Genomic DNA, 26,638 nt, shown 5'->3' on the forward strand with positions numbered 1-26,638 from the left:
CTTATTTTTCCAATGCAACGGTGTGGCTGCCGCTGAGCGTGATGTCTTTGCCATACACCTGCAAATCGAGTGGCTCGCCTTTGAGCAGGGTGAAGACCACGTTTTCTTTGCCAACGGCGACTTTAATCAGACGGCCTCGGTAGTTGATGTGGAAGGCGTAGCCTGTCCACGCACTCGGCAGGAACGGTGCGAAGCTGAGTTTGCCGCCCCAGGTTTTCATTTGGGCGAAACCTTGGACGATGGCGAGCCACGAGCCGGTCATGGAGGTGATGTGCAAACCGTCTTCGGTGTCGTTGTTGTAGTTGTCCAAGTCCAGGCGGGCGGTGCGCTGGTACATTTCCACGGCTTTTTCTTCTTTGCCCAGTTCGGCGGCGAGGATTGCGTGGATACAAGGCGACAACGAGCTTTCGTGCACGGTCATCGGTTCGTAGAAGTCGAAGTTGCGGCGTTTTTCGTCGATATTGAAACGGTCGCCGAAGAAGTAGATGCCTTGCAATACGTCCGCCTGTTTGATGAATGGCGAACGCAGGATTTTGTCCCACGACCATTTCTGGTTGAGCGGCAAATCGTCCGGCGAAAGCGCGGACACGGGGCGGATGTCTTTGTCGAGGAAGCCGTCGTGTTGGACGAATACACCGAGTTCTTCATCATGAGGACGGTACATATTGGCGCTGATGTCCGCCCATTTTTCCAACTCGGCGGCGCTCACGTTCAAATCAGGACGCGGGTATTTCGCCAGGGCTTCGCGGGTGTAGTCCAATACCCATGCGGCGAGGGTGTTGGTGTACCAGTTGTTGTTGATGTTGTTTTCGTATTCGTTCGGGCCGGTTACGCCGTGAATCATGTATTTGCCGTTGCGTTTGGAGAAGTGGACGCGGTCCGCCCAGAAGCGGGACACTTCGACCAAGACTTCCAAGCCTTCTTTGGCAAGATAGCTTTCGTTGCCGGTGTAGTTGGTGTAGTTGTAGATGGCATAAGGAATCGCGCCGTTGCGGTGGATTTCCTCGAAGGTGATTTCCCATTCGTTGTGGCACTCGATGCCCGTAAACGTCACCATCGGATAGAGTGCGCCCGCCAAGCCCTGTTCGCGCGCGTTGTGCTGCGCCTGCGGCAGTTGGTTGCGGCGGTATTGCAGCAGGTTGCGGGTAACTTCGGGTTCCGCCAGTGCGAGGTAGAGCGGCACGGCGTAGGCTTCGGTGTCCCAATAGGTCGCGCCGCCGTATTTTTCGCCGGTAAAGCCTTTGGGGCCGATATTCAGGCGCGCGTCTTCGCCGTAGTAGGTGGAGAACAGTTGGAACAGATTGAAGCGGATGCCCTGCTGCGCTTCGTCGCTACCTTCGATGACCACGTCGGCGATTTCCCAACGGTGCAGCCAGCCCGCTTTGTGCGCGTCCAACAAGGTTTCGAACGCAACGCCTGCGACTTTTTCCGACAAGGCGCGGCCTGCGGCTTTCACCGCTTCCAAGCCCTGATAATCGCGGCTGGTAGTAACAATCACGCGTTTTTCAAAGGTTTCGGGCGTGCCGCCGACTTCGGCTTCAAAAGAATTGGAGACCTGCCAGTCGGTTTGGCTGCCGCCGAGGGATTTGAAGCTGCCGGCGAAGGTTTGCTCGGCGTTGACGATGAATTGTTCCACGCCGAAGGGATTGGCGACGGTTTGGGTGGCAATGTAGGAGCGGTCGTCTGAAACGCCTTTGTCCAATACCTGCCAGAATTTTTCTTCGTAGTTGGAGTCTTCGTTTTTCACGTCGGCGTCGATGATGGAATCGATGCGGACTTGGTGGGTTTTTCCGTCAACGGATACGGCTTCCCAGCGGATAACCGCCAGTTCTTTTTGCGCGACGGACAGGAATTTGCACACATCGAAACGCACGCCGAATACGGTGAACGAGCGGCGCAACACGCCGTGCTGCATATCGAGTTCGACGGAGAAGTCGGTAACGTCATTTTTCGCCAAATCCACTTCCTGCCCGTCAACAAAGATTCTGACTTTGCTGAAATTGAGCGCGTTGATGGCTTTGCCGAAATATTTGGGGTAGCCGTTTTTCCACCAGCCGACGCGGGTTTTGTCGGGGAACCACACGCCGGCGATGTAGGTGCCCAAGTGGCTGTCGGCGGAATAGGTTTCTTCAAAGCTGCCGCGCATACCCATATAGCCGTTGCCCAAGCTGGTCAGGCTCTCTTGCAGCCGTTTGTGTTCTTTTTCCAGTTTTGCCGAACGCAGCGTCCAAGGGCTGATTTCCATGATTCTTGTATACATCGTAAAGCTCCTGTTTTGATGGTTTTATGGCAAACCGTTTTGGAATACGGTTCGTCTTATTCAATCGGATAAAGCGTCGGCAGAAGTTTCAGACGACCCTCCTGCCGATAAATGAAGAAAATTATGCGCCGCCGCGTGTTTCTTTAATCAGGAACACGGAAAACGCGCCCAGCAGCAGGGCGACGCCCCCTACCAAGAACATATTGGCCTGCAACTCGCCCAGCATCGGGAACAATTTGACGGTCGACAGCGAAGCGACGATTTGGGGCATACAGATGGAGCCGTTGAACAAGCCCAAGTAAGTGCCCATGTGTTTGCCCGACAAGGCGTTGGTCACAATCGTCAGCGGATAAGTGATGATGCCCGCCCAAGCGATGCCGATTAAGGTGTAAGACAACACCAGCGCGTATTGGTTACTGATGTAGCAAACGGAGAAAAAGCCGAGTGCGCCCAAAGCCAGACAGCTGAAATAACCCGCCTTATGGTATCGGTTGGGGATTTTTGCCAATACAAACGAACAAATCACTGCCGCAACCGACTGCACCGCCGCCAATACACCATACCAGTTGCCCGCTTCCTGATAGCCTACGGAAGACGCATTGGTCGCATGCCAGACGTTTTCCGCAATCGCGCCTGTGGAATAAATCCACATATATTGGAAGGCGAACCAGCAGAAAAACTGCACCAAAGTAACCGTCCAAAACGCCTTAGGCGCGGTTTTCAAGAGTTCGATCCAGTTGGTCTTTTCCTGATTCGCCGCCACATCTATGCCGTGGTAGCGGGCGTAGGTCTCCGGATCGTATTCCTTCACTTTGAAAATCGTGAACGCGCTGGTAATCACCAGCAACGCCGCACCCACATAAAACGCCACGACCACGGTCTGCGGCACGACGCCTTTCTCGGCAGTGTTCGCCAAACCGATATACGCAAACACAAACGGCAGAATCGCCGCCAAAACCGCGCCCGTATTCGCCAAGAAGCTCTGAATCCCGTAGGCGTAGCTTTTCTGCTCCTCATTGACCATGTCGCCAACCATCATCTTAAACGGCTGCATCGCCATATTCGACGACACGTCCAACAGCGCAATCATCAGCGCGCCAAACGACAAAGCCGCCAGAGACGCATAGCCGAAGCCGAAGCTGCCCGAGTTCGGCATCAAAATCATCACGATGACCGCAATCAGCGTGCCGTAAAGCAGATACGGCAGACGGCGGCCGCCCAAGTGCGGCTTCCAAGTGCGGTCAGAGTAATGACCGACAATCGGCTGTACCAGCATCCCCGCCAACGGCGGCAGGATAAAGAACCAGCCGAGGCTGTGCGGGTCGGCGCCGAGCGTCTGGAAGATGCGGCTCATCTGCGAACTTTGCAGGGTAAAGGCCGTCTGAACGCCGAGAAAGCCGAAACTGAGCATCCAAATCGTGCTTTTCGGCAGCGAGGGCAAGCCCTGCCGCGTAGGTTGCGTATTGTCCGACATGAGGTAGTCCTTTCGTTTTTTTGTAATAAAACCGGTTTCGGTAAACATCATCGATCGATGGATACCGATAAAAGGGGCGTGTTGTGACAGCGCATGATGTTGAGTTGCGCGGGTCAGGGGTCGTCTGAAAACGAAGACAGAAGACGTTTTCAGACGACCTGATGTCCACATCACACTAAGCTATTTTTTAATCAACAGTTCGGGCAATTCAGCCCCATCGGTGCAATTTCGGTAACGCAGGCAGCGGTTAAACCATAATCATCGTTATGATGAAGTCGGTTTGGGAGAGGACATCCGGCTGCGAAACGGTAAGAAATTGTTTAAGGAATTCAATTAAAGAGGAGGCGTCCTTACTTGGATAACAGTCGGATAAAACCATTTTCCGCGCTTGTCACGGATAGAAAGCGTAGCGTTCAAACATTTGTTTTCAGACGGTTTTGAGTAACGTGTCATCAGTAAAAACGCGCAGGGGATGTTGTCGGAAGAGTAGGGTGGGCGCGATTTGCTGAGGGATGGTATTGTTGTTGTGAAGCATCTGGTATAGATAAGCGGGGTCATTATGTTTTAAAACATACATGCTGGCAAGTGGCTATAAGTACCATAGTTGACTATCCGCAAAGTTTGAGTGGAGAAGCAAAGAAACGGCTTGCAAGCTGTTTACTGATTCGTCCTATTTTCCGTAGGGCATATCGGGAAGGCGGCAGAGAGTTTGGAGGCAGGGTATACAGGTCGTCTGAAAACGGTTCAGCCCGTTTTCAGACGACCTTTTTTGACAATGTGATACACTGTCATTCTGACGACATAAATTATAGTGGATTAAATTTCAATCAGGACAAGGCGACGAAGCCGCAGACAGTACAGATAGTACGGCAAGGCGAGGCAACGCCGTACTGGTTTAAAGTTAATCCACTATATCGATGCAAAGCCAAACGCTTCAGGAATACAAATTGAACATCCTCATCACTTCTCCCCGTGCGCCCGTTGCGCTGGAATGGGCGCGGTTCGCCAAGCGCGGCGGGCATCAGGTCGTGTTTTGCGACAGCCTGCGTTTCCCCGTCGGTATTTTTGCCGGATTGGGCGAGTACCGCCGCATTCCTGCGCCGCGTTTGGATTTCGCCGGCTATGCGCGAGCTATGACGGAATTGGTGGCGCAGGCGGATTGTGTGATTCCGACTTGTGAAGATATTTTTTATTTGGCGAGGCTGGATTTGCCGGAATCGGAGCGCGCCAAATGTTGGATGCCGGATAATGAAACGCTGTTCACCCTGCATGACAAATTCCGTTTTTTCGAGCGGATGCCGCAGGATGCGGCAGTACGTTTTCCGGCTACGCGCCGAATCACGTCGGTCGGCGAAGTCGAATGCGACAGCGTGAAGAAAACGGTATTGAAGCCTGTTTATTCGCGTTTCGGGCGTTCCGTGATACGCGGCGTAACGGAAGGTCGTCTGAAAAACATCCATATCAGTGCGGATTATCCTTGGGTGCAGCAGGATTTCATTACGGGGCAGGGGCTGTGCAATTATGTGATTTGTGAACACGGCACCGTGTTGGCGCATGCCGCCTACCGCCCGCGCTACCTGCTCAACGATTCGGCATCGACCTATTTCGAGCCGCTTTCCGATCCGCGTTTGGACGAATTTGTGACGAAATTTGCCGAGCAAAACGCGTATCACGGACAGGCGGCTTTTGACTTTATTGATGACGGAAACGATTTGTGGCTGTTGGAATGCAACCCCCGCGCGACCAGCGGTTTGCATATTTTGCGCGAAGATTTGATATTTGACGGAGCAGGGAGATTGCAGCAACGGGAACACAACGCGCCTTCCAAGCCTTTACGGGTCGGCACAACCTTGCCGCTGCTTTTCGGTTATCAGGCTTGGAAAGAGGGGAAATGGTCGTCGCTTTGGCAGGACTTCCGCCGCGCCGATGATGTGATTGCCGATTTGCCTGTCTATGCGCAATGGCTGGCATTGGGGGAAATGATGTGGCGCAAAATCCGACACCATAAGCCTTTAACCAGCGCCAGCACTTTTGATATTGAGTTTGACGGTGATGAAAACTGATTTGTCCCACAAATTTGCGGCATTGTTTCGAGACATCCCGCTGCAACGCCTGTTTGCCAATATGAACGCCCGCGCCGAGATTTTGAATATTGGCGGTTTGGATATTCCCTGCACCGTCATCGACCGGATCACGCCTAATTGCTATACCGCGTCGCCGCATTCGGCAATCGTGGATTATGCGAGGGACGAGTTGGTCAAACTACCCGGCGGGCAGCGTATGCTTGCGGCCGGTTTGTTGTCGGCGTTAAGCGGCATTCTGCGGCTGAATCAGATCGACCGTATGGTGACGCTGAACAATTATTGCCTCTCTACCAATAGCTTCTCTGAGGCTTTTCAGACGATCCCAATGTCGAAGCTGACCCAAGCCGCCGTCGCAAAATGGCCGAAACATGCTTTGTCCGTCCGTTCGCTGAATCCGCGCCAACATAAGGATTTGATTGAACGGCTGGAACAGCTCGGTTGGAAAATGGTTGTGACGCGGCAGGTTTACATTATGGACGATTGGCAGGCAGTCATGGCAAAAACCAATACCAAACGCGACCGCAAGATATTTAATGACGGGCGTTACGTTTTCGAGCGCTTGAGTGCCGACAGCCCTGATGTGGATTTTGAAGCGTCGGTGCATTGGTACAACCGCCTGTATCTGAACAAATATTCCAAAGAAAACGTACAATTTACCGTTGAATTTATGCGCGAAGCCGTATCACGCGATATCTTGAATTTATTTCTACTGCGTGACGGCAAAACCGGTGAAAGCGCCGGAGTATCAGGCGTGGTCATCGACAGCGGTGCCGCTACTTCGCCCATCGTCGGCTACGATGATGCCAAACCGCAAAGTGATGCCTTATACCGCCGCTGCATGACGCGTTCCATGCAAACCTGTATCGAAGCGGATGTCCCTTTAAATTTCAGTTCCGGTGCGCCCGATTTCAAAAGGGTACGCGGCGCAGTACCTGAAATCGAATATATGGCGGTCTATACGTCCCATCTCCGACCTGCGCGCCGGCTTATTTGGAAGCTGTTACACGCATTGAGCCAGGGGTATTACAAAAAAATCCTGATTAAATACAAACTGTAAATATATAGTGGATTAACTAAATCAGGACAAGACGACGAAGCCGCAGACAGTACAGATAGTACGGAACCGATTCACTTGGTGCTTCAGCACCTTAGAGAATTGTTCTCTTTGAGCTAAGGCGAGGTAACGCCGTCCTGGTTTAAATTTAATCCACTATAAATATTGAACTTAAAACACGGAGTACATCATGAAAAAAACGTTTTTACTCATCTGCCTTACCGCTACTGCGGCCGCATCCGCCGAAACGATATCGTTGGAAGTATCGGGCAATCCGGCATTCCGTCAATATTCCGCCAATGCAAAGGTAGGGCCTGCGTTCAAATCCATACAAAACGAATGCGGTGATTTTGCCGTTGCGCCCCTTTCGCTTTCCCCGAAAAAGGATGCCAAATATTTCGTCGCAGTCTGCACAATGGGCGGCAGCGCATCGACAGAATTTCAAATCCTAGCCAGCAAACACGGCAAATCAAAGGTCTTGTTGGAAGACGGAGGCTATGGAATCAATATCTTGCCGCAACAACATAACGGCTTGCGCGATATCGCCGTTACAGAAGGCAATGCAGGATATTGCACCGAAACGCGTTACCGCTTTAATGGAAAAGCTTACCGCCCCTATAAGCGCAAGAGCTGCCTAGGTTAATCCATGCTGTAAGTTTCAAAAGAGGTGTATCAACATAAAAAAGTTGATTTGCCATCACAATCAAATAAAACGACACAAACCATGAACATAGAAAAAATGAAACGCGCTTGGTATCCGTTGATACCGAGCAAGCAGCTGAAAGACAAACCTGTCCATCGCGAATTGTTGGGACAGCAGCTGGTATTGGTACGGCTTAACGGACAGGCAGCCTGTATGGATGATTGCTGTCCGCATCGGCATGTGCCGCTGAGTGCGGGCAAAATCGTTTCGGGCAAACTCCAATGTTGTTATCACGGCTGGGAGTTTGATGCGCAAGGCAAAGTTTTGACTGTTGTCGGCGGGATGTGTGCTTGTGAAGAAGCTGAGAGTGTTCCTACGTTTCCATGCCGAGAGTACGACGATTGGGTATGGGTTTGTCTGGTTTCCGGTATTCCTTTTGAACCGTATGCCGATTTTGAAGCACCGGAAGGTTTTGAAACCGCCAACGCCGTCCGATACATGGAAGGCGATTTTATCCACGCCATCGAAAACTTCCTTGATCCGACCCATACGCGCTATATTCATGCCAAACTGCTGCGCAACAACGGCAAACAAAGCATGCAAATCAGCCAGAGCCACCACGAACGCGGTTTCGTAACGCAGTATCGCCTCAATCAACAACAAAACGGATTGATTAACAAGCTGTTCGACAAAGGCATTACCGTCAATAATGCGGCATTTACATTCCCGGGGCTGGTTCGTATCGATTACTTCACACCGAACAGTCATGAATATCGGATTTCCGCCTTCTTTATCCCTCAAAGCAAGGGCAGCATGAGTTTGAATGTCCGCGTTCATTTCCCTAAAAGCCGCTTTCCGTTGCACATCAAATTCCATCTGTTCCGCCCGTTTCTTGAACGGCTGATGGTTCAGGATTCCGCCATTATCAAAAGCCAATACCATCATCACAAAGAACATTATGCAAATAGGCCTTATTGCAGCACCACCAATGACTTGGTGATTGATCATTTGCTGTATCTCTTCTTGGAAAATATGCCTGAAGGAATAGACAAAACGGGAGAAATGAGTTTATAGGGAATGTGAAACAAGAGAAGAATGGCAGCCAGAGGGTCGTCTGAAAACACTTTAAAAATGGTTTCAGACGACCTTTCTATGAAAACTGTCAACAATTTTCATTAATATGTTCTGAGCGCTTACATATTTATCTTATAAAAATCAATACTCAATCTTTTCGGTATTCGGATAATGTTAAAAGATGAAAGATTTTGTCTTGATTGAACAGGCGGTTTGCGTTATCGTTTGCATTCTTTCATTCATAAACTCTGTGTTTCATCCCAATTGATTGGACAGTTTGACTGTCGCCGTGTTTCTTCAATGCGCGTACCCTAAACCGCTGCTTGGAGGGCTTGCATTACAGGTGCTGTGGCGAGGCGGGTTGCCCCTATTGGTTTGAAGCCGTATAAAAGAGGTCATTATGCAATTATCAGGTGCACAAATCATAGTGCAAAGTCTCAAAGCCGAAGGTGTAGAGTATGTTTTCGGCTATCCGGGCGGTGCAGTCATCGAAATCTACGACGCTATTTTCCAACTCAATAAATTCAAACACATCCTGGCACGCCACGAGCAGGCGGCGGTACACGCGGCAGATGCGTATTCGCGCGTCAGCGGCAAAGTCGGCGTCGCGCTGGTTACCTCCGGACCGGGCGTGACCAATGCGTTGACCGGCATTGCCACCGCATACAGCGATTCGATCCCGATGGTGGTCATCAGCGGACAGGTCGGCAATTCGCTCATCGGTACGGATGCGTTTCAAGAGGTGGATACGGTCGGCATTACCCGGCCGTGCGTCAAACACAATTTCTTGGTAACCAATGTCAACGAGCTTGCCGAGACCATCAAGAAAGCATTCCAAATCGCCGCCAGCGGCCGTCCCGGCCCGGTCGTGGTCGATGTTCCTAAAGATGTAACGCAGGCGATGGCGAAATTCAGCTATCCGCAGGAAGACATCTTTATCCGCTCTTACCAACCTGTCGTACAAGGCCATATCGGGCAGATTAAAAAAGCCGTCCAAATGTTGGCTTCCGCCAAACGTCCGGTCGTTTATTTCGGCGGCGGCGTGGTATTGGGCAATGCTTCGGAAGAGCTGACGAAGTTTGTCCGCATGACGGGCGCACCATGTACCGGCACACTGATGGGCTTGGGCGCATATCCTTCAAGCGACCGCCAATTCTTGGGTATGCTGGGTATGCACGGTACTTACGAAGCCAACCTCGCTATGCAAAACGCAGATGTCGTGTTGGCTGTGGGCGCGCGTTTTGACGACCGTGTCGTATCCGTTCCGTCCAAATTCTTTGAAAAAGCCAAAAAAGTTATTCATATTGATGTTGACCCGTCCAGCATCGCCAAACGCGTCAAAGTCGATATTCCGATTGTCGGCGACGTGAAAAACGTGTTGACCGAAATGATCGGCTTGTGGGGTAAACAAGATACGACTCCCGCGTCCGATTCTTTAGACAAATGGTGGAAAAGCATCGAAGAATGGCGTTCGCGAGACTGTCTGTGGTTTGACAACGACAGCGAAATCATCAAACCGCAATACGTCGTGCAAAAACTTGCCGAGATCACCAACAACTCCGCCATCATCACTTCGGACGTAGGGCAACACCAAATGTTCGCAGCGCAATATTATCCGTTCGAACGCCCGCGCCAATGGCTTAACTCCGGCGGCTTGGGTACGATGGGTGTAGGTTTGCCGTATGCGATGGGCGCGAAACTCGCCGCTCCCGATCAAGACGTGTTCTGTATTACCGGCGAAGGTTCGATTCAGATGAACATCCAAGAATTGTCCACCTGCTTCCAATACCGCATTCCGGTAAACGTAGTTACCCTCAACAACGGCTATCTCGGCATGGTTCGCCAATGGCAGGAGCTGTATTACGGCAACCGCGAATCGGAAACCTATTTCGATTCCCTGCCCGATTTCGTCAAACTGGCGGAAGCATACGGACACATCGGCATCCGCGTGGACAAAAAATCCGATGTTGAAGGCGCGCTTTTGGAAGCGGTCAAACAAAAAGACCGTCTGGTATTTATGGACTTCTTGACCGATAAAAAACAAAACGTGCTGCCCATGGTCGGCAACGGCAAAGGTTTGGACGAAATGGTCCTGCCGCCGCATATGCGCGAAAACCCGAAAGCGTAAGGAGAACGACAATGCGACATATCTTATCTGTTCTGATGGAAAACGAATCAGGCGCGATGAGCCGCGTGGTCGGTCTTTTCTCCGCTCGCGACTACAACATCGACTCTTTGGCAGTAGCCCCGACCGAAGACAAAACCCTTTCACGCATGACCATCGTTACCCACGGCGACGAGCAAGTCATCGAACAAATCACCAAGCAACTCAATAAATTGATTGAGGTTGTCAAAGTGGTCGATTTGAACGAAAGCCGTTTTGTCGAACGCGAATTGATGCTGGTAAAAGTCCGCGCCATCGGTAAAGACCGCGACGAATTTTTACGGTTGACCGAAATCTACCGTGGCAGCATCATCGACGTAACCGACCGCAGCTATACCATCGAAATCACAGGCTCGACCGACAAACTCGACTCCTTCCTCGAAACCGTCGGACGCGCCCAGATTTTGGAAACCGTACGCACAGGCGCAGCCGGTATCGGCCGCGGCGAGCGTATTTTGAAAATTTAACGCCGTCAGGTCTTCAGACGACCCGATAGGTCGTCTGAAAACAGAAACGGCAGGAGAGATTGATGTCAAACATTAAAATCGTCGCGCTGGTTACCGTCAAACCCGAATACACGGAAACGCTGAAACCCTTGTTCCAAAGCCTGGTCAAAGCCAGCCGCGCGGAAGAAGGCAACATCAGCTACGATCTGCATCAGGAAATCGGCAAACCCGAACGTTTCGTCTTCGTCGAAAATTGGAAATCTCAGGCGGCCATCGATGCACACAACGCCAGCGAACATTTCCAAGGCTTCGTCAAAGCCATCGACGGAAAAACCGACGCACTCGAAATCGTTTTGATGGAAGAACTCTCCGTTTAACCCTTTACCCTCAATCCAACCGTCCGGCATCCTCAACACACAGCCGGAATCCATTTTACCCAAAGGAAATCAAATGCAAGTTTATTACGATAAAGACGCCGACCTGTCCCTGATCAAAGGTAAAACCGTCGCCATCATCGGCTACGGCTCGCAAGGCCACGCCCACGCGGCCAACCTGAAAGATTCAGGTGTAAACGTAGTAGTCGGCCTGCGCCAAGGCGGTTCTTGGAAAAAAGCAGAAGCGGCCGGCTTCGAAGTATTGTCCGTAGCCGATGCCACCAAAAAAGCAGACGTGGTGATGATTCTGCTGCCCGACGAAAACCAGCCTGTTGTGTACAAAAACGAAATCGAGCCTAACCTGAAACAAGGCGCGGTACTCGCTTTCGCACACGGCTTCAACGTACACTACAACCAAATCGTACCGCGTGCCGACTTGGACGTGATTATGGTTGCTCCCAAAGGTCCCGGCCACACCGTACGCAGCGAATTCTTGAAAGGCGGCGGCGTACCTTCCCTGATCGCCGTTTACCAAGATAAAAGCGGCAAAGCCCGCGACATCGCCCTGTCTTACGCAGCAGCCAACGGCGGCACCAAAGGCGGCGTGATTGAAACCAACTTCCGCGAAGAAACCGAAACCGACCTCTTCGGCGAACAAGCCGTGTTGTGCGGCGGTGTGGTCGAACTGATCAAAACCGGCTTCGAAACCCTGACCGAAGCAGGCTACGCGCCCGAAATGGCCTACTTCGAATGCCTGCATGAAATGAAGCTCATCGTTGACCTGATTTACGAAGGCGGCATTGCCAACATGAACTACTCCATTTCCAACAACGCGGAGTACGGCGAATACGTTACCGGCGTGGAAGTCATCAACGACAAATCCCGCGAAGCCATGCGCAATGCCCTCAAACGCATCCAAACCGGCGAATACGCCAAAATGTTCATCCAAGAAGGTGCCGTCAACTATGCCAGCATGACCGCACGCCGCCGCCTGACTGCCGACCACCAAATCGAAAAAGTCGGCGCGCAACTGCGTTCCATGATGCCTTGGATTGCCAAAAACAAACTGGTTGACTTGGACAAAAACTAATTCAATTCAGCCATAAGAAAACCTGCCCGATGATTCGGGCAGGTTTTTTGTTACGTTGAGATTTTGAGAAATTAAAAATTCCGGTAGAGGAAAGGTCGTCTGAAATATAGTGGATTAAATTTAAATCAGGACAAGGCGACGAAGCTGCAGACAGTACAAATAGTACGGCAAGGCGAGGCAACGCCGTACTGGTTTAAATTTAATCCACTATACGAATTGAGAATTTCAGACGACCTTTGGCTTGAGTTGGAAGTTATAGTGGATTCAGTTCAAACCAGAACATAGCGACGAAGCTTTATCTGTGGTTTGTAGTGTTCTTTTTTATTAACGAATTTCAGGTCCGAAATCGGCTATGATAAATTCTTGAACAATCATGACCGTGCAGTTGTCTTTACGTTTTTTCATAAAAAGCAGTTTTGCCTTTGCCGGAGCGGGTAACGTAAGAATGGATATGTCTTTACCGTCTAAATGGCCGATAAAGCTGGGGCTGCCTGCGAACTCTTCATAGTTTGTAGGTGGTAACGGACAGCGATTATGGTGAAGTTCAAATTCAAGCTGCTTCATCTTGCCTTTTTCAGACGACCATTCAGCAAACGAAATACTGCGGATACCGTATTGTTGATGGGGTTGTTGGTTAACATGGTATGTGCTGTTGAACTGCTTGTCGTTTTTTATCGTATGGTTAACAGTTCGATTGATTTCATGCGCCAACTCGGGGATGTCAATACTGCGACCGATTTTATCCAAGTCAATAAAACTGCCATCGCGGGCAGCTTCTACCAAAACCTTAGACAAAGATTTATCGTACATACGCATGGTTTCCATCGTATCAGCCTTGGCGATATTGACAGATGTAAGCAATGCGCAAAATATCAAAAAATGAGATTTCATTATAAATCCTTGTTATTAAATAGAGTTTAAGAATAAAACAAAATTGTCTGCATAAAAGATGGGATATTATAAGGTATACCAATAATTTATTGAAATTTTCCCAACATTATTTTTCTTATGTCTGAAAAACTTTTTGATGAATTATTTTTAAGAGCTATATAAATTTCATCATCAATTTTGTTTTGTGTTAATACCATATCTTCAATATATGGAATAATTTGTTCACAGTTGATTGAGATTAGGTAGGCAGCTATTTCAATATAAATATATGATTCTATGCGAGAATGGTCTAATCTTCAATAGCAAAGTTTCAATCGATTTCGAGTGATAGCTTTTTTCTTTTAATGCATACACAATCCAAGAGATAACTTTGGGGTGTCTGCTATTTAAATTTTTTATTAGATATTCTTCAATATAATCCCTTTTGGGAAAAAATGCAGAGCTGAACGCAGTAGCAATAACAATAGAATATCTATGTATTTGCCAAATTAATTTAATTTTTTCTTCTATTGCGCAGAATTCTTCCTCTCCTAAATCATAATGGTGAAACAAATGCCCTAAAGAGGATATCGCTGAGGATTTTACGTTAATGCTTTTATCGTTGTTTATAAAATGAATTAAAAGAGATAAAACCTCTTCAAGTTCGGATTTATCAAGCTTATTTTGAATTTGTCCGAGAATAAAAACAGCAAGTTCCCTATGCCGACTATACTGGCTTGTTAAGAGAACATTTTTAACGATGTCTTTGATTTCACGATATCGGAAAAATTGCAATCTTCTAGCTGCTTCGTATTGAGTTTGAGTATTAGAATTCAACAGGATATTGAGTAATTCAGTAGATGATAAATCTTTACATGCCAAATAAGCATCAAAACTCATAGAATCGTTATTTTTCATATAGTTTGCCTTGTCTTGTGTCTAATGCAGGGGGCTATCTTGAAAAATGTGATTTGATTTCATGAGTTTTGGCATTTATATGAACCTCGATAATTCCATGTCCCCCTCTGCGATGAGGATTTAATATTTGAGGAGAGTAGGTAAAACATAATATTTGTTTTCTGTTTTATCAATGTAAGTGCTGCATGATATATTGTAGTCGGAGATATTTAATCCTTTAGCCTCTATTTCTTTCATGGAGAGAAATAGAGGTTGGGAATATTCTTTTTCTATTAATAGTTTTTTACCCGAATATCTGTAAATTTCAAAAGAATCAGCCATAGTATTTTGCGGTATAAAGAATATAAAGAGTAAAGTAATCAGATATTTTTTAAGATTCATTTTTAGCATTAACTCGATAGGATTTAAAATCGAAGGAACCAAGTTTCATGGTTTATAGCAAGCTGTTGGATCAGCAGATGTAGGTTGGGTCGTGACCCAACATTCAGGTTTTTGTTGGGTTTGCCAACCCAACCTACGCTTGCTATTCAAAAGAATTGCAACTTATTAATACAGTTCAATAAAATATAATAAACACATATAATAACTAAAGACAAAGTTATCAAGGAATTTGGCAAATATGGAAAAGATTGAGAAATTTAAATCTGAATTATTGGATAACATCTTTGAGTACATTCAGTGTATATCCATTTTTGTCTATAAGAAAAAGATATATTATTTGATTGATTATAAGGAAAATTTTGAATTAAACGCAAAAATATCTTTTGATATTTATCTAAGAGAAGGAATTATAACCAAAGAACAATATAATTATGATTATAAGAATTACCGTAATGGTATCTGGCAGTTAACAAAGGACAATTTCGAAAGCTATCTTCAATCAGATTCGGTCGTCGTACTGGAAAAAGATGAATTGATGGCACTGATGTTACAGGGATTTACTTCTGATGAAGCGGTAAGGTTATATTCCGTTGTCGAAAATAAGTTGTCGTACAATGAACCTATCTCGGATTCTGGCCAACAAAGTGATTTCTTAAAAATCAATCAGATTTCTTCGAGACTGCCGTTGTTTTATATTAATTTTGATACGGAAGTTTACCTTCATATGGATTGGGACAGATGTCATGAAGATTATGTCTATGATGGTTGGTTTTCTAAGGCAATGGACTTTGGGTATTTGATACCGGACGAATTTTGTTATTGGAAAATTGAAGGACGGGATTATTGGAAATTTCAGCAATTATAAAAATAAACAAACGATACAAGTCGTAGTCTGCCCAAAACTGAAGGTGGGGGCTGAGGCACGCACGAGGTTCAACAAGTGATATTTCGCATCATTTGATAAAAGGTCGTCTGAAAGCCGGAAAAACGTTTCAGACGACCTTTGTTTAATATGGTGTCTGTAATTGATAATTAGCCTGCATGCGTACTACACTCTTATAACTCTTTCGAATCTGAAATATCCTCAAATCCAACAACATCATTATCGTGGTAGTTGATTAAAATGCCGTATGGCTCGGTAATGGGGAGCTGACTTTCTCTAAATATAATATCCCAATCTTTTGTTTTTTCATAAAACATAAACTCCGGAAAAGAAATCAATTCTTTAGTTTCATCTAGTTTATCTTTGTAATGATTAAATCAAAGTTGTTTGGGTTGGGTATATAGAATATTTCTTAAGAATAGTTCAGTTTTTACTTTGATCTGAGAAAAGTTATTCATTTTGTTTTGAATAAAGTTAAAATCTATTTCCCCTAAATTAAATGGTTGACTGACTTGAATAGAGAAATACATTTCATCAAATTTACCTTGAAGAAAAGATATGTTTGTTGTTTCTTCAGTAATAAGGGTCAAGTTGCCCAGTGGGGTATGGAATTTACCCATATTAGCGTCCTCTATAAGATATTAATTTTTTGATTGTTTAATATTTTTCATTACATTGGAAAGTTCTATTGGTATGGGTATATCATGTTCACTTGAACGTGAAATTTTTAGCAAATAGCTATGTAGAATAAATTCAAAATCAGAAAATATTTTTAATTTGATTAGGCAACATATTTTTAACTCTTGGATTTTTAAGTCTCGCCAATTTTGATGACTGGATAGTTTTGAAAAGTAATTATCTGGAATTTGCTCTATCATATCAAGGCAATGATTAAATTCCTTTAGGTCATAATAAATATGTGCTAGGTAGGCTTTGGCAAACATAGCATTTTCAGAATCAGAAGTAGCCTTTTTAAGGGGAATTTTTGCTTGTTCTAAAAGAGAAATTCTATTTTTATCTTCTGATAGACTAGCTTTTAAATATAAGTTATATCCTAAAAGATATGGGTAATTATCTAAATTTAATAAATTATTTAGAAGATAATCTATCAGGATTAATTTTGTTCGATTCTCCTCAGTCAATTCGATTACCTCAGTTATTACATAAGGATTGTTAGTTGATATTGAGTCTAAAGGGGAGTCGATATATTCCAAAGCATTCATAATATTAACTTATGGTTGTACTGTTTTCTTATAGTATATTCTCTGTTAGTTACATATTTTGCTATTGAATCATTCACTTACTTTACGTCGATAATCGTAGGTCAGATCCCTGAAACCGTCATTTTGTATCTAACAGTTGTGCAAGATAGGGTCGTCTGAAAATCGTTTCAGACGACCTTTTCTTCACTAGCCTCTACCTTGCTATCATTCTTTCTTTCAAAGTCTTCAACACACTTTTCACCGTCTTAATTCTTATCTCCACATCCTCCATCTGAGCCGTAAACTTCAACTTATCCGCTCCAGCCAGCCGATATTTTTTATCTGTCTGAATCAGCAGGATGATTTCTGTCGGGTCGATTTGGTGGTGTTTACCGAAGGTAACGGTAACGGCTTCGCTGGTGGCGTCTATCGCGTCTATGCCCAATTCCTTTGCAGCAAGCCGCAGGTGGTGGCTTTCGATAAGGGTTTTGACGGGTTGTTCGGGCAGGCCGAAGCGGTCGACGAGTTCTTCGTGTATCGCGTTGATTTGCTGCACGGTTTCGCAGACGGCGAGGCGTTTGTAGAGGACGAGCCGTTCGTGGATGTCGGGGCAGTAGCTTTCGGGCAGCAGGGCGGGGCTGTGCAGTTTGATTTCGGTGGTGATGCCCAACGGTGCGTCGAGGTCGGGCTGGCGGCCTTTTTTGAGGTCGCGCACGGCTTGTTTGAGCATTTCGGTGTAGAGCGTGAAGCCGACCTGTATCATTTCGCCGGATTGCCCTTCGCCGAGGATTTCGCCTGCGCCGCGGATTTCCAAATCCTGCATGGCGAGGGTGAAACCTGCGCCGAGTTCGTCTGCTGCCGCAATGGCGTCGAGGCGTTTTTCTGCGTCTTTGGTGATGTATTCGGGCGTGAGCAGGTAGGCGTAGGCTTGGTGGTGGCTGCGGCCGACGCGCCCGCGAAGCTGGTGCAGTTGCGCCAGCCCGAATTTGTCGGCGCGGTTGATGATGATGGTGTTGGCGTTGGGGATGTCGATGCCGGTTTCGATGATGGTGGAACAGAGCAACACGTTGAATCGTTGCTGCAAAAAGTCGCGCATGACTTGTTCCAGCTCGCGCTCGCGCAGTTGTCCGTGCGCCACGCCGATGCGGGCTTCGGGCAGGAGGGTTTCCAGCCGCTCGCGCATGTTTTCGATGGTATCCACTTCATTGTGCAGGAAAAATACCTGCCCGCCGCGTTTGAGTTCGCGCAACACGGCTTCGCGCACGCTGCCTTCGCTGAAGGGTTTGACAAAAGTTTTGACGGCAAGGCGGCGGCTGGGCGCGGTGGTAATCAGCGAGAAGTCGCGCAGGCCTTCGAGCGCCATGCTGAGGGTGCGCGGAATCGGTGTGGCGGTCATGGTGAGGATATCGACATTGGCGCGCAGGCGTTTGAGCTGCTCTTTCTGGCGCACGCCGAAGCGGTGTTCTTCATCGATAATCACTAAACCTAAGTTTTTGAATTTTATATCGTCCTGAACCAGTTTGTGCGTGCCGATAACGATGTCGACCGTGCCGTCCGCCATGCCTTCCAGCGCGGCTTTGGTGGCTTTGCTGTTGTTGAAACGCGAAAGGCTGGCGACTTTCACGGGGAAATCGGCGAAGCGGTCGGCGAAATTTTGCGCGTGCTGCTCGACCAGAAGCGTGGTCGGGGCGAGTACGGCAACCTGTTTGCCGCCCATCACCGCCACAAACGCGGCGCGCAGGGCGACTTCCGTTTTGCCGAAACCGACATCGCCGCACACAAGGCGGTCCATCGGCTTCGCCTGCGTCAAATCTTTAATCACGGCGGCGATGGCGGCGGCCTGGTCTTCAGTTTCTTCGTAGCCGAAGCCGTCGGCAAACGCCTGATAGTCCAACTCGTTGATTTCAAACTTGTATCCCGATTGGGCGGCGCGTTGGGCGTAAAGGTTGAGCAACTCGGCGGCGGTGTCGCGCGCTTTTTCGGCGGCTTTGCGTTTCGCCTTGTTCCACGCGCCGCTGCCGAGCTTGTGCAGGGCGACGTTTTCATGCGCCTGACCGGAGTAGCGGCTGATTAAATGCAGTTGCGAAACAGGTACATAAAGCTGCGCTTCGCCCGCGTATTCGAGCAACATCATTTCGTTGGTTTCGCCGCCCAAATCCATCGTTACCAAGCCCATATACCGCCCGATGCCGTGTTCCTCGTGAACGACGGGGTCGCCGATGTTGATTTCGGCAAGGTCACGCAACAGGCCGTCTGAAACGGCGGCGTGTTTCTTGCGGCGGTTGTGGACGCGCGAACGGGCGACGTATTGGTAGAGTTCAGATTCGGTGATGACGGCGATGGCACTTTGAGCGACAACCGCTTTACCCTCTCCCCAGCCCTCCCCCACGGGGGAGGAGGTAGGTTGCTGTTGGATTTGCCCGTGCAGAGTATTTTCGACGGAGTGAAGGCTGCTTTCGGTTTTCAAGTCGTCTGAAACGGCGGCTGCATTCTGTTCCCTCTCCTGCGGGAGAGGGCTAGGGAGAGGGTTTGTTGCGACTGCGGAAAATTCGGTTTGGTCGGCAACCGCTTTGCCCTCTCCCCAACCCTCCCCCACGGGGGAGGGAGCAGGTTGCTGTCGGATTTGCCCGTGCAGACTATTTTCGATGGGGTACAGGCTGCTTTTGGTTTTCAGGTCGTCTGAAACGGCGGCGGCACTTTGTTCCCTCTCCTGCGGGAGAGGGCTAGGGAGAGGGTTTGTTGCGGCTGCGGAAAATTTGGTTTGGTCGGCAACCGCTTTGCCTTCTCCCTCGGAGGCGGAAGTGGGTTGCTGTTGGCTCGGAGATTGCAGCCCGCCCAGTTTGAACCCGTATGCCAACGGCGCAACCGTTATCATCAGCGGCTCGTGCGCCGATAAAAAGCCCTGCCAGTCGGATACAGGTTTGGCTTTCAAACCGTTTTGCTGCAAGAAGCCGAGCATGGTTTCGCGCCGTCCCAAGCTTTCGGCGCACAGCAAAATCCGTCCTTCAAAGGTCGTCTGAAAATCCTTCAATGCCTGCAAAGGCTCGTCGGACTGGCGGTTGACGGCAAGGTCGGGCAGGGTGTGTTCCTTGCCGGAAACATCGGGCAGCACTTGTCCGTAGTTTTTCAGACGACCTGCGAATACATCGGCAGAGAGATACAAATACTGTGGAAGCAAAGGCGGATAGGTTTCGTCGCCCTGAGCCATGGCGTAACGCGATTTGACGTCGCTCCAAAAGCGGTTTGCCTCGGCATGAACATCGCCCAAAGAGACAAACAGCGCATCTTCGCCGATATAGTCAAACAGCGTTTCCAGTTCGTTTTCAAAAAACAGCGGCAGATAATATTCCACGCCCGCGCCGAAGTGGCCGTTGCTGACGGCTTTGTACACGGCGGCATCGTTCGGATTGCCATCGACTTCCTCGCGGAAGCGGCTGCGGAAGATTTTTTGCGCCTCGCTGTCGGTGGGGAATTCGTGCGCCGGCAGCAGGCGGATTTCGGAAACGGGGGAGATGGTGCGCTGCGTCTCGGTGTCAAAGGTTTTGATGCTGTCGATTTCATCGTCGAACAAATCGATGCGGTAGGGCATTTCGCTGCCCATCGGGAACAAATCCACAATGCCGCCGCGTACGGCAAATTCGCCCGCGGCGACAACATGGGAAACATGGTTGTAGCCCGCATCCACCAAATCGGTTTTCAGACGGCCTATATCCAAAGTCTGCCCCGTTTTCAGCCAAAACGTGCGCCCCGCCAGAAACGGCACGGGCGGCAGCTTCTGCATCGCCGTGGCAACCGGCACGAACAGCACATCCGCCGCGCCGCTCTTAATCTGCCACAACGCCGAGAGCCGCTCCGAAACCAAATCCTGATGCGGCGAAAAACGCTCGTAAGGCAGCGTTTCCCAGTCCGGCAGGAACACTGCCGTATCGTGCGGACGGAAAAACCGCCATGCCGTCTGAAGGCGCAACGCCTGTTCCGCATCTTGGGTCAGCACGACTTTGAGCCGCTTATGCGGCAGATAGCGCGCCAAAGCCAGCGGCAGCGAGCCTTGCGAAAGATTGAGCCAACGGGATTTTTCACGGGGTTTGGGGATAGGGTAGTTCATGGTGTAGGAACAATGGCTTGTGGCAGCCGGAAAATTTTTCGGGCTGCCGAGATGGGTTGTAAAAGCGGGATTTTAGCAGATTAAAAGCGGATGTAAGGAGCGGGATGGTTTGGGTGGTTTTCAGACGACCTTTTTATGCCAGAGGGTCGTCTGAAAATGTTTGTCCATAAAAACCGATATTGCAGGGAGATGCCGCGATTTGAAATGGATAGAGCGGATATTAAGGTTTGTCCGGATAAGCCAATAACGGGCTGAAGTCCGCTTTCCAAATATCCAGTTCATGCAGTTGACCGTCGCTGTAAGAATACAGGGTTGCCAAAACCGGAATGCCGTCTTTGTCGTGAAACAGGTATTCGGCAATCGGAATAATTTGTAGCGGGCGCGTTTCGTTTGTATCGTTGGAAAATAGAAAACTGCCCATTCCGCCGTCGTCGAGCGTGGTTACGCTGTTGGAAAAGCGGGTTTCCAATCCGGCATATTGAGGTTTTTTGTGGGACAGAAGAAGATTCAGCAAATTGGTTTCGTCGGCTGTCAGCGGGCGTGTGTTCAATGGTTCAACTCCATGTGTCTACCGAAGAAGGGCTGGTTTGTCGGGATGTTTTCAGACGACCTTTGGCGGTAGGAAGTCATTCTAATGGATGCAAACCGGCAAAGACAGCGGCGGCTTTTTCAGACGACCTGCAAAGGTTTGTGATAAGGTATAAAACGTTCCTATTTCTGGGAACGAGGTCGTCTGAAAACGGAGGGGAAGGGTATGCCGCAGCAAAAGTGTTGGCAGCAGGCATTTCAGATTTGCGTTATACTTTTCCCCGTCTGTGTACTTTACTTATGAGAAAGGCAGCAAAATTATGATCTTAGAATTCATTAAAAAACTGTTTGGCGCGACTGGCGGCGCATCGTCTTCGTCAAAACGCGGCGGCTGGAATGAGGAAGAGGGCGTGTATTACGCCAAAGGCAGCTATGATAATGCAGTAGAGTACAACAATGAGTTGATGTGTATTGCCAATTTTATGCTCTACCACATGGAAGACATGAACAAGGCAATGGACAGACGCGATTACGCCCAAGCCGAAAAAGTCCGCGTGCAGTGGATAGCCGCAATTCCCAATTACATCGCGCAAGCCGATAAATTGGGCGCATACAAAGGCGATGCATCCCTGTTGAATGCTTTGAAAACCCATCTGCGTTTCTTTAGCGATTTGATGGAAGACGGCTATAAAAAGCTGATCCAAATCCGCGCTTCCGGCAAACACGGCACTGAGGAAGACGAAGAACAGTTGGACGAGAATAACGAGAAAATCTTGGACAGTACCGATAAGTTCAATGAAGTGAGCGACGAGTTTTTGGAAAAATTCGAAGACGAATAAACCTTGTAGGCGAATTTTGTAAAACGCCATCTTAAAACCAAAAATCCTCTAAATTTTTTCAACAGAATTTAGAGGATTTTTTATCAGCAATGTTCAAGCAAACAGCACAAACGTAGTGAATCGCGAATGATCAAAGAGGTCGTCTGAAAACCGGTATGGCGGGTTCACTACAAGTTTTCAGACGACCTCCGTTCAAACCGCTACGCCCGCCAGTTTGCCGATCATGCCCGTAACCGCCAATGCCGCCACGCCCCACAGGCACACGCGCAATACGGCGGGGGCGACGGGTGCGCCGCCGAGTTTGGCTGAGGCGTAACCCAGCGCGGCCAGCCCGCACAAAGTGGTTGCCGCCAGCGTAGGGATAAGGGCGGTGGGTGTGGTCAGCGCGACCAGCAGCGGCAGTATGGCGCCGGCGCAGAACGAACCAGCGGAGGCAAGCGCGGCCTGCATGGGCTTGGCGGCGGAGGTTTCGGTGATGCCGATTTCGTCACGTGCATGGGCGGAGAGAGCGTCGTGTTCCATCAATGCTTGTGCGACTTCGGCGGCAAGCGCGTCGGACAAACCGCGGCGGCGGTAGATTTCGGTCAGCTCTGCCAGTTCGGCAGAGGGGTTGGCTTCCAATTCGTGGCGTTCTTTGTGCAAGTCGGCTTTTTCCGTGTCCGACTGGCTGGATACGGAAACGTATTCTCCCGCCGCCATCGAAACCGCGCCGCCGATAAGGGCGGAAACGCCCGTCAGCAGCAGGGTTTGAAAATGGGGTGCAGCGGCCGCGACGCCCGTCAGTAGCGAGGCGGTGGAAATCAGTCCGTCATTCGCGCCCAATACGCTCGCGCGCAGCCAGTTGTTGCGGTTGCTGAAATGGCGTTCGCTGTGTTGTGAGTACATGGCAGTGTTCCGATAGTGTTTTACGTTATGGTAGCACCGTATCGGTTTATCGGGGCGGCGTAATCATGCGTTTGCACGCTGAAAATCTGTCCACACTTGATAATCATTGTCGCTTAAACGGGTTTGTGGTATAAATCCTAGAAATTTAGCTCTAAACTCTAATAACTGCCCGATTAACTGAGAATCATGATGACACACACCGAATCAAGCGCGCAGCCGTCAACTATGGACACGGCTGCTTTTTTAAAGCATATCGAAACCGCATTCCGCCGCATTTTTTCAGACGACCTCAACCTCATGCAATACCTGCCCGAAGACAAATGGCTTGCCTTGAAGCAGGCAGGTTTGCTGTTGCCCTTCCTCGACAAAAAACACGGCGGCCGCAAAGGCAGCCAGTTTGAAATCCAAGAAGTCCTGCGGATTGCGGGGCATTACGGCGTACCCGTTACCCTGCGTACCGGCATCGAAGGCGCACTGGTGTTGCAGCCTTTGCAAGAGTTTGGCGGCGAAGCACAAGTCGCGCAAGGTTTGGACATGGTTTTCAAAGGCGAGGGCGGCGGTTTGGGCATTACCGAACCCGAAACCTCCGGCGCGGCGATTGCCCGCGAAATGCAGTCCTACTACGAATATATCGACGAACAAACGATTTACGTCAACGCCGCGAAATATTGGCAGGGCAACTCGCAGAGCGACTTCCTCCTCGTTGCCGCCAAAGAGCGCAAAAACGGCAAACTTTCCAAAGTCATCAATCTGTTGCTCGTTCCCAAGCAATACATCCGCTACGAAGCCCTCGCATCCGAAGGCCTGCGCGCCGTCCGTTACGCCGTCAACCGCATTGATGCCGAAATGCCCGCTACCGCCGTCATGAAACTCTCGCAGAGCGACGCCGCCGGTTTGCGCGCGTTCCAAAACATCTTTATCCGCAGCCGCCTGCAACTGATCGGCATGACGCACGGTATCATGGAATACATCCTTGAAAACCTGAACCGATACGTCCGCAACGACATCAAATTCGTCGATTACGAACGCCGCGAAATCCAACGCCGCCATCAGGTTTCCGAGATTCTTTACCGCTACGTCTGCCATTGCGTTTCGCCCGTTGCACCCGTCGCCCATCAACTGATGGAGGCAAACATCATCAAAACCCTCGCCACGGAATACACATACGCCGCCGCGCAAATGTTGCAAAAACTCTTGGGCGCGAAGGGTTTTGAACGCGGACACACCGCCAGCAATATCGCTATCGACATCCGTCCCTTCACGATTTTTGAAGGTCCGAACGATATGCTTTATGCCGAAATTTACGACCAGTTCGTCCGCGCTACCGCCGAAGAAAAAGAAGCGGGCATTAAGTTGGATAAAAACCAAACCCTGCTCGCCCGCCTGCAAACCGAGGCCCGCTTTGCCGCCGTTGCCCGCTACTACACCTTGCCCGAAGACATCCGCAGCTTCCTGCAGGAACACACCCTGACCGACGCCTGCGCCTTGCAAAAAGTCTTCATCGGCAAAATCATCGCCCGACTCTTCGCCTTCGTACAGGCGGAACATGAAGACACCGTAGCTTTCCTGCTGAACGACATCCGCAAAGATATATTGGATTGCCGATATTGCGGTTGATGGTTTAAGGCAGAGAGGTCGTCTGAAATCGGTTTTCAGATGACCTTTCGTCGATTTTCATATTTTTATAGTCAATTAAAATCAAAATAGGACAGTAACGCATCGTCAAATCGGGCGTAATCAGACAATACGGTTCGCAGATACCGCTTAATATTCGCCCACACCTTCTCAATCGGGTTGAGCTCAGGTGAATAAGGTGCAAGAGGCAATACCTTATGTCCCCATTTTTCCGCCATTTCCCGTAAGACACCCATACGGTGAAATCGCGCATTATCTAAAATAATCACCGATTTTTGAGTCAATGCGGGCAGTAGGCATTGCTGAAACCACGCTTCAAAAAAGACTCCGGTCATCGTATTTTGATAAACCATCGGAGCAATCAGCCGGTTGCCGACTTGTGCGGACACCAGAGATAAGCGTCGGTATCTTTTCCCACTTATCTGCGCTTTCACTATTTGCCCTTTCAGGCTGCGGGCATAGGGGCGGAACAGGTAGCGGTCAAATCCTGTTTCATCCAAATAAACACGTTGGTAGTCGGAAAATTCGGCCAGCTGTGTCAAATAATGCGTTACTTTGGCCGGGTCTTGTTCTTTGTAAGTGGTGGTCTTTTTTTGCGCGTCATCCCCATCTGTTTGAGTGCATAGCAAACGGCGGCTGCCGTACAATCAAAATGTTTGGCGATTTCATGCAGATAGGCATCCGGGTGTTGCCCAACATATTGAGCCAGTTTTTGCCTATCCAATTTGACGGCATTTAGACCGGTAACTTGATGTTTTAGGCTGCCTGTTTGTTTTTTAAGGCGAATCCACAGGTAAAGCGTGTTTCTTGACAAGTTAAACGTCGCTGCGGTTTGGCTGATGTTTTTGCATTGTTCGTAATAGTTTAAAGCTTTGTTTCTTAAGTCCGCAGAGTATGCCATGGTTAGACCTTAAAAGTTGAGTATTGTACTATTTTGTTTTTAATTAACTATAATTCAAAAGCAGCTTCGTCGTGAAAAGTATATGAACCGGCCATCTGGTTGACGTCCATTGATTTTCAGACGACCTCAAGCCCATGACCCTCTCCAAACTTCCTCTTTGGCAGACTCCCGAACAAGTCTGCGACATTTTACTTGCGCTGCCGGAGAAACAGCGCAACCGTGCCTTGTACGAACTCGTTTCCCTTTTTGATCATGAAAACCCACAAGGTCAGACGGAAGCAGAAAGTCAGCTCGCTACCCTACGCCTGCTGTGGTATGACCCGCATTTTCAAGGTTTGGAAAACATCAAACATTGGTTACGCGATGTGCTTGGGCTGGACGAGTCAAACGGTTCATGGCTTGCGTTGCAGGGCGATATCGAAACGTTGATGGAAATACTCCATCCCGAAACCTGCCGCACTTACGGAGAATACGGCGGTATGTTCAAAAGCGCGCAAACGCTCGAACCTTTTGTCGCCCGAATGTTCGAGCGCGATACCGAGGCCTCGCGCAGCATGGCTTGGGACTGTCTGTATTGGAATAAAGAACTCTGCCGTTTACGCCCTGATTGGGATGAATGGTTGAAAGAAGGAATCCGAAATCTGCATAATAAATACGGCGAAAACAAATAGCCGCCGCAACTGATTCAGGTTGACTGAAAGGTGTTTCTGACTTTGAGCGGCTGAAAATCAAACCCGACAGTTTTTTATAGTGGATTAAATTTAAATCAGGACAAGGCGACGAAGCCGCAGACAGTACAGATAGTACGGAACCGATTCACTTGGTGCT

The 26,638-nt window shown here is 49.0% G+C and carries 23 protein-coding genes and 1 pseudogene; 13 read left to right on the forward strand and 11 right to left on the reverse strand.

Annotation, left to right across the window (positions count from 1 at the left end; all coding sequences use genetic code 11):
* Position 1 precedes the first annotated feature (1 nt).
* Together ACMYUL_RS11690 and ACMYUL_RS11695 are read right to left on the reverse strand one after the other, a co-directional pair.
* Positions 2-2,260 carry a glycoside hydrolase family 65 protein gene (locus ACMYUL_RS11690; RefSeq protein ID WP_415770691.1) on the reverse strand — a complete coding sequence of 753 codons (2,259 nt, stop codon included), beginning with the start codon at positions 2,258-2,260 and terminating at the stop codon, positions 2-4.
* Positions 2,261-2,381: 121 nt separating this feature from the next.
* On the reverse strand, positions 2,382-3,734 hold the full coding sequence (locus tag ACMYUL_RS11695) for an SLC45 family MFS transporter (RefSeq protein WP_070513755.1): 1,353 nt from the start codon (positions 3,732-3,734) through the stop codon (positions 2,382-2,384).
* A gap of 947 nt (positions 3,735-4,681) precedes the next feature.
* On the opposite strand from ACMYUL_RS11695, the gene ACMYUL_RS11700 reads away from it, so the two are divergent.
* From ACMYUL_RS11700 to ACMYUL_RS11740, 9 genes and pseudogenes are all read left to right on the forward strand, one after another.
* Positions 4,682-5,797 carry a carbamoyl-phosphate synthase large subunit gene (locus ACMYUL_RS11700; RefSeq protein WP_415770693.1) on the forward strand — a complete coding sequence of 372 codons (1,116 nt, stop codon included), beginning with the start codon at positions 4,682-4,684 and terminating at the stop codon, positions 5,795-5,797.
* Between the two features lies 1 nt (position 5,798).
* Entirely contained in the window at positions 5,799-6,875 is a 1,077-nt protein-coding gene (locus ACMYUL_RS11705; protein ID WP_415770694.1) for a GNAT family N-acetyltransferase, read from the forward strand.
* Between the two features lie 187 nt (positions 6,876-7,062).
* Entirely contained in the window at positions 7,063-7,515 is a 453-nt protein-coding gene (locus tag ACMYUL_RS11710) for a hypothetical protein (RefSeq protein ID WP_415770696.1), read from the forward strand.
* Between the two features lie 81 nt (positions 7,516-7,596).
* Positions 7,597-8,589: a Rieske 2Fe-2S domain-containing protein gene (locus ACMYUL_RS11715; protein WP_415770698.1), complete on the forward strand. Its 993-nt coding sequence runs from the start codon at positions 7,597-7,599 to the stop codon at positions 8,587-8,589.
* Positions 8,590-8,989: 400 nt separating this feature from the next.
* The gene (gene ilvB / locus ACMYUL_RS11720; protein ID WP_019271109.1) at positions 8,990-10,717 is read left to right on the forward strand and encodes a biosynthetic-type acetolactate synthase large subunit; all 1,728 of its coding nucleotides are present in this window, start codon (positions 8,990-8,992) and stop codon (positions 10,715-10,717) included.
* A gap of 11 nt (positions 10,718-10,728) precedes the next feature.
* Complete coding sequence (gene ilvN, locus ACMYUL_RS11725; RefSeq protein ID WP_049230419.1) at positions 10,729-11,220, forward strand: acetolactate synthase small subunit; 492 nt, start codon at positions 10,729-10,731, stop codon at positions 11,218-11,220.
* A 62-nt stretch (positions 11,221-11,282) separates the two neighbouring features.
* Entirely contained in the window at positions 11,283-11,576 is a 294-nt protein-coding gene (locus ACMYUL_RS11730; protein ID WP_003674893.1) for a putative quinol monooxygenase, read from the forward strand.
* Between the two features lie 73 nt (positions 11,577-11,649).
* Entirely contained in the window at positions 11,650-12,663 is a 1,014-nt protein-coding gene (gene ilvC / locus ACMYUL_RS11735) for a ketol-acid reductoisomerase (RefSeq protein WP_003755457.1), read from the forward strand.
* A gap of 96 nt (positions 12,664-12,759) precedes the next feature.
* Positions 12,760-12,876 (forward strand): annotated as a pseudogene (locus ACMYUL_RS11740) (IS5/IS1182 family transposase); the annotation flags it as partial.
* A gap of 111 nt (positions 12,877-12,987) precedes the next feature.
* Here the strand turns inward: ACMYUL_RS11740 and ACMYUL_RS11745 are convergent.
* Together ACMYUL_RS11745 and ACMYUL_RS11750 are read right to left on the reverse strand one after the other, a co-directional pair.
* Positions 12,988-13,554, reverse strand: a complete 567-nt coding sequence (locus ACMYUL_RS11745) for a hypothetical protein (protein WP_342031385.1) — start codon at positions 13,552-13,554, stop codon at positions 12,988-12,990.
* Positions 13,555-13,809: 255 nt separating this feature from the next.
* Positions 13,810-14,451 (reverse strand): hypothetical protein, encoded by a 642-nt coding sequence (locus ACMYUL_RS11750; protein ID WP_415770702.1) that lies wholly within the window; start codon positions 14,449-14,451, stop codon positions 13,810-13,812.
* Between the two features lie 619 nt (positions 14,452-15,070).
* Between ACMYUL_RS11750 and ACMYUL_RS11755 the strand changes: the two genes are divergently transcribed.
* Positions 15,071-15,697 (forward strand): hypothetical protein, encoded by a 627-nt coding sequence (locus ACMYUL_RS11755; protein ID WP_342031387.1) that lies wholly within the window; start codon positions 15,071-15,073, stop codon positions 15,695-15,697.
* 191 nt (positions 15,698-15,888) lie between these two features.
* Here ACMYUL_RS11755 and ACMYUL_RS11760 read toward each other — a convergent pair whose 3' ends face one another.
* The 5 genes from ACMYUL_RS11760 to ACMYUL_RS11780 form a co-directional block, all read right to left on the reverse strand.
* On the reverse strand, positions 15,889-16,032 hold the full coding sequence (locus ACMYUL_RS11760; protein ID WP_415770705.1) for a hypothetical protein: 144 nt from the start codon (positions 16,030-16,032) through the stop codon (positions 15,889-15,891).
* A gap of 60 nt (positions 16,033-16,092) precedes the next feature.
* A complete protein-coding gene (locus ACMYUL_RS11765) occupies positions 16,093-16,335 on the reverse strand; it encodes a hypothetical protein (protein WP_415770707.1) in 243 nt (80 codons plus the stop codon).
* 21 nt (positions 16,336-16,356) lie between these two features.
* Positions 16,357-16,938, reverse strand: coding sequence for a hypothetical protein (locus tag ACMYUL_RS11770; protein ID WP_415770709.1), 582 nt, complete (start codon positions 16,936-16,938; stop codon positions 16,357-16,359).
* 193 nt (positions 16,939-17,131) lie between these two features.
* Positions 17,132-21,022 carry a transcription-repair coupling factor gene (gene mfd / locus ACMYUL_RS11775; protein WP_415770711.1) on the reverse strand — a complete coding sequence of 1,297 codons (3,891 nt, stop codon included), beginning with the start codon at positions 21,020-21,022 and terminating at the stop codon, positions 17,132-17,134.
* Between the two features lie 220 nt (positions 21,023-21,242).
* Complete coding sequence (locus ACMYUL_RS11780) at positions 21,243-21,572, reverse strand: DUF6984 family protein (protein WP_415770713.1); 330 nt, start codon at positions 21,570-21,572, stop codon at positions 21,243-21,245.
* 298 nt (positions 21,573-21,870) lie between these two features.
* On the opposite strand from ACMYUL_RS11780, the gene ACMYUL_RS11785 reads away from it, so the two are divergent.
* Positions 21,871-22,389: an LIC11966 family surface protein gene (locus tag ACMYUL_RS11785; RefSeq protein ID WP_415770715.1), complete on the forward strand. Its 519-nt coding sequence runs from the start codon at positions 21,871-21,873 to the stop codon at positions 22,387-22,389.
* A gap of 192 nt (positions 22,390-22,581) precedes the next feature.
* Here ACMYUL_RS11785 and ACMYUL_RS11790 read toward each other — a convergent pair whose 3' ends face one another.
* On the reverse strand, positions 22,582-23,274 hold the full coding sequence (locus ACMYUL_RS11790) for a VIT family protein (RefSeq protein ID WP_415770717.1): 693 nt from the start codon (positions 23,272-23,274) through the stop codon (positions 22,582-22,584).
* Between the two features lie 189 nt (positions 23,275-23,463).
* On the opposite strand from ACMYUL_RS11790, the gene ACMYUL_RS11795 reads away from it, so the two are divergent.
* The gene (locus ACMYUL_RS11795; RefSeq protein ID WP_415772960.1) at positions 23,464-24,891 is read left to right on the forward strand and encodes an acyl-CoA dehydrogenase family protein; all 1,428 of its coding nucleotides are present in this window, start codon (positions 23,464-23,466) and stop codon (positions 24,889-24,891) included.
* Positions 24,892-24,962: 71 nt separating this feature from the next.
* On the opposite strand, the gene ACMYUL_RS11800 is transcribed toward ACMYUL_RS11795, so the two are convergent.
* A protein-coding gene (locus tag ACMYUL_RS11800; RefSeq protein WP_156798183.1) for an IS630 family transposase occupies positions 24,963-25,810 on the reverse strand; the annotation gives its coding sequence in 2 pieces (ribosomal slippage) (positions 24,963-25,495 and positions 25,495-25,810; 849 coding nt in all).
* Positions 25,811-25,944: 134 nt separating this feature from the next.
* Here ACMYUL_RS11800 and ACMYUL_RS11805 point away from each other — a divergent pair.
* On the forward strand, positions 25,945-26,481 hold the full coding sequence (locus tag ACMYUL_RS11805) for a hypothetical protein (protein ID WP_415770719.1): 537 nt from the start codon (positions 25,945-25,947) through the stop codon (positions 26,479-26,481).
* Positions 26,482-26,638: the final 157 nt, after the last annotated feature.

It is taken from the genome of Neisseria sp. CP9, from assembly GCF_047758525.1.
Lineage (GTDB): Bacteria > Pseudomonadota > Gammaproteobacteria > Burkholderiales > Neisseriaceae > Neisseria.

What these genes read in the sequence shown, in the direction of transcription:
- ACMYUL_RS11690 (WP_415770691.1), bottom strand. Translation starts at nt 2,260, where the DNA reads ATGTATACAAGAATCATGGAAATCAGCCCTTGGACGCTGCGTTCGGCA.
- ACMYUL_RS11695 (WP_070513755.1), bottom strand. Translation starts at nt 3,734, where the DNA reads ATGTCGGACAATACGCAACCTACGCGGCAGGGCTTGCCCTCGCTGCCG.
- ACMYUL_RS11710 (WP_415770696.1), top strand. Translation starts at nt 7,063, where the DNA reads ATGAAAAAAACGTTTTTACTCATCTGCCTTACCGCTACTGCGGCCGCA.
- ACMYUL_RS11715 (WP_415770698.1), top strand. Translation starts at nt 7,597, where the DNA reads ATGAACATAGAAAAAATGAAACGCGCTTGGTATCCGTTGATACCGAGC.
- ilvB (WP_019271109.1), top strand. Translation starts at nt 8,990, where the DNA reads ATGCAATTATCAGGTGCACAAATCATAGTGCAAAGTCTCAAAGCCGAA.
- ilvN (WP_049230419.1), top strand. Translation starts at nt 10,729, where the DNA reads ATGCGACATATCTTATCTGTTCTGATGGAAAACGAATCAGGCGCGATG.
- ACMYUL_RS11730 (WP_003674893.1), top strand. Translation starts at nt 11,283, where the DNA reads ATGTCAAACATTAAAATCGTCGCGCTGGTTACCGTCAAACCCGAATAC.
- ilvC (WP_003755457.1), top strand. Translation starts at nt 11,650, where the DNA reads ATGCAAGTTTATTACGATAAAGACGCCGACCTGTCCCTGATCAAAGGT.
- ACMYUL_RS11745 (WP_342031385.1), bottom strand. Translation starts at nt 13,554, where the DNA reads ATGAAATCTCATTTTTTGATATTTTGCGCATTGCTTACATCTGTCAAT.
- ACMYUL_RS11750 (WP_415770702.1), bottom strand. Translation starts at nt 14,451, where the DNA reads ATGAAAAATAACGATTCTATGAGTTTTGATGCTTATTTGGCATGTAAA.
- ACMYUL_RS11755 (WP_342031387.1), top strand. Translation starts at nt 15,071, where the DNA reads ATGGAAAAGATTGAGAAATTTAAATCTGAATTATTGGATAACATCTTT.
- ACMYUL_RS11760 (WP_415770705.1), bottom strand. Translation starts at nt 16,032, where the DNA reads ATGTTTTATGAAAAAACAAAAGATTGGGATATTATATTTAGAGAAAGT.
- ACMYUL_RS11765 (WP_415770707.1), bottom strand. Translation starts at nt 16,335, where the DNA reads ATGGGTAAATTCCATACCCCACTGGGCAACTTGACCCTTATTACTGAA.
- ACMYUL_RS11770 (WP_415770709.1), bottom strand. Translation starts at nt 16,938, where the DNA reads ATGAATGCTTTGGAATATATCGACTCCCCTTTAGACTCAATATCAACT.
- mfd (WP_415770711.1), bottom strand. Translation starts at nt 21,022, where the DNA reads ATGAACTACCCTATCCCCAAACCCCGTGAAAAATCCCGTTGGCTCAAT.
- ACMYUL_RS11785 (WP_415770715.1), top strand. Translation starts at nt 21,871, where the DNA reads ATGATCTTAGAATTCATTAAAAAACTGTTTGGCGCGACTGGCGGCGCA.
- ACMYUL_RS11790 (WP_415770717.1), bottom strand. Translation starts at nt 23,274, where the DNA reads ATGTACTCACAACACAGCGAACGCCATTTCAGCAACCGCAACAACTGG.
- ACMYUL_RS11795 (WP_415772960.1), top strand. Translation starts at nt 23,464, where the DNA reads ATGACACACACCGAATCAAGCGCGCAGCCGTCAACTATGGACACGGCT.
- ACMYUL_RS11805 (WP_415770719.1), top strand. Translation starts at nt 25,945, where the DNA reads ATGACCCTCTCCAAACTTCCTCTTTGGCAGACTCCCGAACAAGTCTGC.